Genomic DNA, 6,504 nt, shown 5'->3' on the forward strand with positions numbered 1-6,504 from the left:
TAACTCAGCCCCTGAGTGCAACGTAACTCGGTCATGGCCGAGCCCTCTGGCTTGCCTAGCAACAAACCCTGCTGACGAATATTATCAATAATCTGCTCTGCGGCATGTAGCGCCGAGGAGAACTTAACAATCTCGGTACGAGCATAGTGGGCCTTATCAAACGACACACTAGCGGCACGTAGGCTTGGATCATCCCCAGGAATTTGCTGGGCACCAAACAAGGGCCGCCCCGCCACGCAGGCATCACTAAAACTGGGTAAATAACGCGCCATATGTTTTACCGCTTCACTGGTTCGCTCTGCTATCTCTTCTGGCCGCCAACCTTGGGTTAATTTACGACTTAACAAGGGGCTCAGCTCCGGCTGAGCACTATTGTCACTGGATTTCACCAAGCCACCTTTAAACAAGGTGATAGTATCGGTCATGCCATGCAGCTGAAAAATGCCATCGGGATAGGGTGTAAGCTGGGCCATACCGTTGGGCGTTCCACGTTGGCCATGCACAACTAACTCGGGCCAGCGCCCTTGTTGGCTAGGCCACTTGGCCAAATAGGCGGCTTTAAATTCCACCATGCGATGACGAGTCAACTTGGCCATGTCGTCGAGTCGCCCACTACGATAGCCACAGGCATTAATCAGATAATCTACCTCGATGCTCTGCTCACCCTGCTCGCTTTGGTAATCCACCCGCCAACGAGGGCTGGAGCCGCCCACTTGCTCAATATGGGTCACCTTGGTATTGGTAAGCACTTGGCATTGGGCTAAGCGCTGGGTCGCCAAACTCACGGTTGCGGCAATGCGCAACAAGCTTAAGCCGTATTCCTGCACTTGCACAAAGGGAAACTTAAAGGCAGCCAGATCCAGTTGTTTCGCCACTGGGATCATCCAATCATCTAAGCTTTGTGGGGTGTCGGGTATCGCTAATTCCGCCAAGGCTTGTAAGTCTTCACGCGAATATAAACGGTAGTAGTCCTCAACTGGGCCAAGTTGCTGGTTATTGGGGTGCAGAGCCACCAGCTCGGCATAGTGAGCTTGCAGCTTTTGCAAACGCGGCAACAAGGCGTTGGGGTCGCCGGGGTCATTATTGGGTACAGCAATCACTGTGGGGCGGCGATTTAGTGCATGAGGAAATACCCGCAGCGTATGGATGGATTGCTCTAACAGCTTTAGGCACTGCTGATCAGAAATCTCACGATACAGATTGCCCCCCGCATGTAAGTGACAGGCCGGAGGCCCATTAACTAAGCTAGGGCCAGCTTCAAACAAGCTAACCTGAACACCAAGCTCGGCTAACTTTAGGGCAGCAGCAGAGCCTGCTATTCCCCCACCAACAACCGCCACGCGAGGTGATGCTGGTGAGTTCGCCGTTTTGGGGTGAGACTGCTTCACTAAATTTCATCCACAACAGAAAACAACGTCTCATTCTAACTGTGGTGCTAATACATTGAAATAGCCTAACCTTAGAATACTCAGGCTAAGTGCCCGATTGTTAGGCAAAAAGTCACTACCAGCGCGGAAACAGCAGACTAATAAAACAAGGGAAATTGCGGGCTTTGCAGCATAAAATGGTCCACTAACTAATAGTTAAGACAAAGACTTAGCTAAACCCACCAGCGGCAGTGCGCCTGCTATAACGCACTTATAGTGCGGTTGCCTACCAGACTAAGGGTTGAAAAAACTCAAAAACAAAACGCGGTAATAGCAATGACGCAGACCCGCTATTGCTCAGCTCAAACAATTCCACCTGATAATTGAGCCAGAACATCACTAGCAACAAGCCCACATAGAGCAGCGCCATGCGCAAATTTAGCCGCTTAGAAAATGGTGAACGTAGCAGGCTCACTAGCGGCCCCAGATAAATGGCTGCCAACCAAGCCACACTGCCTAAATAGAATACCGCTTTACGCAGTAACTCTGCTTGTGAGGCTTGTGCAGGTATTTGCTGAACCACTAGCTTAAGGCTGTCATTCAATGGCGAGAAAAAACCAGTAACGGTATTAGCCAAGGCAAGGTACATAAACAAGTCACCCAAAATGAATGACCAGTGGTCACACGCCCCCACCTCATCTAAGGCCGATGAACTAATAAACGCCACCACCGCCAGTAAGCTCAAGGCTAAGGCCAACAGCAAGGCCATGCTAACTCGAAAATGCAAAGGATGGTTAAAACCGGGGATGTCTATGCCCCCTGCCATGTTAAAGCGCTGCGACAACTGAAACGATACAATGGCAATGTTAAAACTAATCAAAGTCAGCCGCGCACGCATTACGTTAACGGCAATATGTACTGACGACACAGAGCGCATGCTCGGCCTCCACTAAAAAAAGAAAAGCCTTAACAATGCAATCAGTACACGGTTAAGGCTTAATACTTAAGTTTTCATCGCTTAATCACTAAGCTTATGAGAACACCATCGCAATGTAACCGAGGATCAATACCACTGCAGAAGTCAGTGCATAAGGTACTGGGTAGGCTACTGCGGCAATACCACTTTTAGAGATATCTTGAATGCCGTTCAGTGCTGGGGTGCTGTTACGACCACCGGCACAGGCACCAGCCAATACCACTGGGTTCATTTTGCGAATGTAATAACCATATAACCAAGCCAAGAAAGGAGGAACTAACGCACCTAACAAGCCCAATACTGCAATCCAAATCACTACTGTGCCTTGGAAAGAAGACATGATTTTAGGTCCTACACCTGCCGCCAATACCGCAACAAACAAACTTAAGCCAATATCGTTTAAGAAAGAACGTGCGCCTTCACTCATTGGGCCACCAAAGTCAGGATTACGAGTACGCAACCAAGAAACGAAGATACCCATTAACATACAACCGGCAGAAGTACCCAAGGCAAAAGGAATACCGCTAATTTCAACGCTAGCGTGACCAATCACAAAGCCCACAAACAAGGCTAGAGACATGAATGACACTTCGGTATAAGTACTTTCAACAATCGGTTTAGCTTTTAAGGCTTTAGCTGCTTGCTCTACACACCAAGCTGGGCCAGCAAGACGCAATACGTCGCCTTTTTCTACCACAGTTTTAGGTAAGTGAGGAATTGCCACACCGGCTCTAAACAATGATTTTAGGTGTACACCAAAACCAAGCTCTTGGCCTAATTCGGTCAAGGTTTTACCAGCAAAGCTAGATTTACCTACGTGCACGTCTGCTACTTCAATATCGACCATGCGAGCACGAGGTTCAGCCACTTCATTACCCACTTTGTCGCTGCCGCTGAGCAATAGGTTGTATTCGCCCATTACACCTACAACATCGCCCATCTGTAACTTAGGATCGGCTTGCGCATCAATCACTTCGTCACCACGTACCACTTTTAAAATGGCCGCGTGCGGGTTCTTTTTAAATAGTTGGCTAACAGATAGACCCACCAATTCTTCATGCTCTACCACATAAGAGCGAATTTGCTTGTCGGTAAAGCCCAATAGCGAGGTACCCGCTGTGCCTGGTAAGGCGCCACCGTCTTCACCACCACTAAATTCTTGCTCTGCTTTGATCGCTTCGGCTACTGCATCTTTACCAAACATTCTGGGTAAGTATTTCACCAACAAGATGATGAAGATTGAAGAAAGCACGTAGCTAATCGCATAACCGGCCGCCATATTGGCACCTACCATATCGGCAGTAACGCCTTCTGGAAGTTGGAAAGCACCAGTAGAAACGGCAGATTGAGCCACGCCCATTACCGCAGTAACAGTATAACTACCAGAGATAATACCGGCTGCGTAGCCAGGGCCTAGATCCAACACCTTAACGCCAAAGAAAACGATTAAGAAGTTAGAGAAAACAACAATTAAACCAATCATTACGAAGTCGAACCCGCCACGAGCTAAGCCCGAGAAGAACTGAGGTCCAACCCGCATTCCCAAGGCGTACATAAACAACATCAAGAAGATGTCTTCTACTAGGCCAGGAATATCATAGGTAATGCCGTATATGGCACTTGATGCTAAAGCAATCAAAATACCAGTGACCAAGGTACCGGCGGTGGCCCCTAGGCAAATACCACCCACAGTGATTCGGCCAAGAGGGTAGCCAATCGCCAGGGTTAAAAATAGGTAGGCGAATGGGTTTTGCGCGAGGTAACTCAAGGCACCGGCAACGCCATTGCTCACTTCTGGCTCTAAGGTGGCGGCATAGGCATTGCCTAACCACAATGAAGCTAAAGCTAATAGCCCAAACATTAGGCTAATCATATACTTAGGCGGATGCGACAAAAAGCCCGCCAGTTTTGGTCGTGTATTCATAATAGAGTCTGCTTATCTGAGAAAAAAGAAGCCGCAACATTGGGCTTCTTTTTTAGAAACGGGACTGTGTGATTAACACTTCCCAGATGATACTTTGTGAAGGTCGTGCAACTTAGGTGGAGTAGCGTTACCGCCATGCTCTTCTAAGTACTCACAGGCCATTTCGATATCGCGAACTAAGTTTTCAGCGGCATCACGGTTTAAGTGAGGACGAACCACAATACGCAAGCTGTTCACTTCTTGAGCGTTAGCAGGCATAGAGTAAGCCGATAAAATCCAGCCGTGCTCGCGTACTTTGTTTGAAATATCAAACTCGTTGTAGTTAGTTACCGACTCATCAAGAGTAAGAGCAACTACTGGGATGCGCTGAGTCTCGTTCATCACTTTGAACTTACCCGTTGCCAACAAGCGTTCACGCAAGAATTCAGCGTTTTCTACAGTTTGCTTCATGATGCGGGTATAACCTTCTTTACCCAAACGAATGAAGTTGTAGTATTGGGCTAATACGGTTGCCGAACTCTTACTAAAGTTAAGCGTGGCAGTCGCCGCTTCGCCGCCAAGGTAGTTCACGTAGAACACCAAGTCTTCATTAAATACCGCACGCTCACGGAAAATAATCCAACCTAGACCAGGAGGTACTAAACCAAATTTGTGGCCAGAAGCGTTAATTGATTGCACACGTGGTAGGCGGAAGTCCCACTCATACTCTGGGTATAAGAAGGGGTTAACAAAACCACCAGAAGCCGCATCAATGTGCATAGGAATAGATACGCCGGTTTTTTCTTCGTAAGCGTCTAACCAATCGTGAATGCCTTGGAAATCATCGTCTTCACCAGTGAAGGTTTGACCAGCAATAGCAACCACACAGATAGTATTTTCATCAACGTATTCGTCTAATTGCTCAGCAGTTAGGCAGTATTGACCAGGTTTTAGTGGAACGATGCGTGGCTCAACGTCGAAGTATTTAAGGAATTTTTTCCATACAATTTGAACGTTACCGCCAGTTACCATGTTTGGACGTGAAGCATCTTTACCTGCTTTCTCACGCGCTTGACGCCAGTTCCACTTGTGCGCAAGACCCGCCAACATACAAGCTTCAGAAGAGCCAATGGTAGCCGCGCCATAAGGTTCTACGTCTTTAGGGCCATTCCATAAGTCATGTAACCAACGTACACATTTTTCTTCGGTGGCTTTAGTGTGAGGGTACATATCTGGGTCAGCAAAGTTACGGAAAGAACCTTCTTTGAAGATTTCAGCCGCTTCTGGCTCAACAAAAGTTGTCACAAAAGATGACAAATTAAGCATGGGATTAGCGTCGGTCCAGCATTCACTTTTTACTAGGGCAGCAGCGGCGCGAGCAGCCATGCCTTCTTCAGGGAAATCTTTAGGGATCTCGATATTGAATTGCTCGTAAGGAGATAAATCAGCGTGCTTATCGTGTGACATATTGTGTTCCTGTTTGTTGAGTGACTCTTAAACGAACCATCATGTTGTGAGAAAATTATTACCTTAATGCTACCAATGCCCCTGCTGTGGGGCGGTCTTAAGCAAGTGAGCGCATAATAGGTGAAAAATTACCTACGAATAACTCGCTTTTGATGGACTAGACCATCGTTAGGCAATAAAACGCGGTGACAGCAGATAGCAGAAATGAGGAAGGCTTAAGCCAAGGACAACAAAACAAAGAAGCCCAGCGACAAGGGGCTGGGCTTAAAATTAACAAATAACCAAATATAACAATAACTTACAACCAAATCAGCAAAAAAGTAAGACGATAACTTTTACACTAGGTCGAACCGGTCAGCATTCATTACCTTGGTCCATGCGGCAACGAAATCTTTGATAAATTTTTCATGATTATCGTCTTGGGCATACACTTCGGCGTAAGCACGCAGGATGGAATTAGAACCAAATACCAAATCCACCCGGGTTGCGGTCCACTTAGTTTCACCGCTACTGCGCTGATTAATGTGGTAAAGATTACGCCCCTTTGGCTCCCAGCTGTAGTTCATGTCGGTCAGATTAACGAAGAAGTCGTTGGTTAAGACCCCCACTCGGTCGGTGAATACCCCGTGGGCTGTGCCATCGTAGTTGGTGCCCAATACCCGCATGCCACCAATTAATACCGTCATTTCTACCGCGCTGAGTCCCATTAACTGAGCTCGGTCTAGCAATAGTTCTTCTGGCATCACTACATAATTGGCCTTTTGCCAGTTACGGAAGCCATCAGCCAAAGG

Annotated in this window: 5 protein-coding genes; all 5 read right to left on the reverse strand. The window is 47.4% G+C overall.

Features of this window, described 5'->3' with window-relative positions; all coding sequences use genetic code 11:
- Window positions 1-1,388 (reverse strand): FAD-dependent oxidoreductase (locus tag ACQY6Q_RS12415; RefSeq protein WP_427981844.1); only part of this gene is annotated, 1,388 nt, incomplete at its 3' end.
- A 265-nt stretch (window positions 1,389-1,653) separates the two neighbouring features.
- On the reverse strand, window positions 1,654-2,304 hold the full coding sequence (locus ACQY6Q_RS12420) for a hypothetical protein (RefSeq protein ID WP_427981845.1): 651 nt from the start codon (window positions 2,302-2,304) through the stop codon (window positions 1,654-1,656).
- Window positions 2,305-2,398: 94 nt separating this feature from the next.
- Complete coding sequence (locus ACQY6Q_RS12425; protein ID WP_427981847.1) at window positions 2,399-4,267, reverse strand: aspartate:alanine exchanger family transporter; 1,869 nt, start codon at window positions 4,265-4,267, stop codon at window positions 2,399-2,401.
- 72 nt (window positions 4,268-4,339) lie between these two features.
- A complete protein-coding gene (locus ACQY6Q_RS12430) occupies window positions 4,340-5,713 on the reverse strand; it encodes a glutamate decarboxylase (RefSeq protein ID WP_055734541.1) in 1,374 nt (457 codons plus the stop codon).
- A gap of 335 nt (window positions 5,714-6,048) precedes the next feature.
- Window positions 6,049-6,504 (reverse strand): peroxidase family protein (locus ACQY6Q_RS12435; RefSeq protein WP_427981848.1); only part of this gene is annotated, 456 nt, incomplete at its 5' end.

The sequence above is a fragment of the Agarivorans sp. genome, assembly GCF_050295395.1.
In the GTDB taxonomy this organism is placed as follows: Bacteria; Pseudomonadota; Gammaproteobacteria; order Enterobacterales; family Celerinatantimonadaceae; genus Agarivorans.

Bases quoted from the DNA above. Each gene is read 5' to 3' on its own strand.
- ACQY6Q_RS12430 (WP_055734541.1), bottom strand. From the start codon at position 5,713: ATGTCACACGATAAGCACGCTGATTTATCTCCTTACGAGCAATTCAAT.
- ACQY6Q_RS12425 (WP_427981847.1), bottom strand. From the start codon at position 4,267: ATGAATACACGACCAAAACTGGCGGGCTTTTTGTCGCATCCGCCTAAG.
- ACQY6Q_RS12420 (WP_427981845.1), bottom strand. From the start codon at position 2,304: ATGCGCTCTGTGTCGTCAGTACATATTGCCGTTAACGTAATGCGTGCG.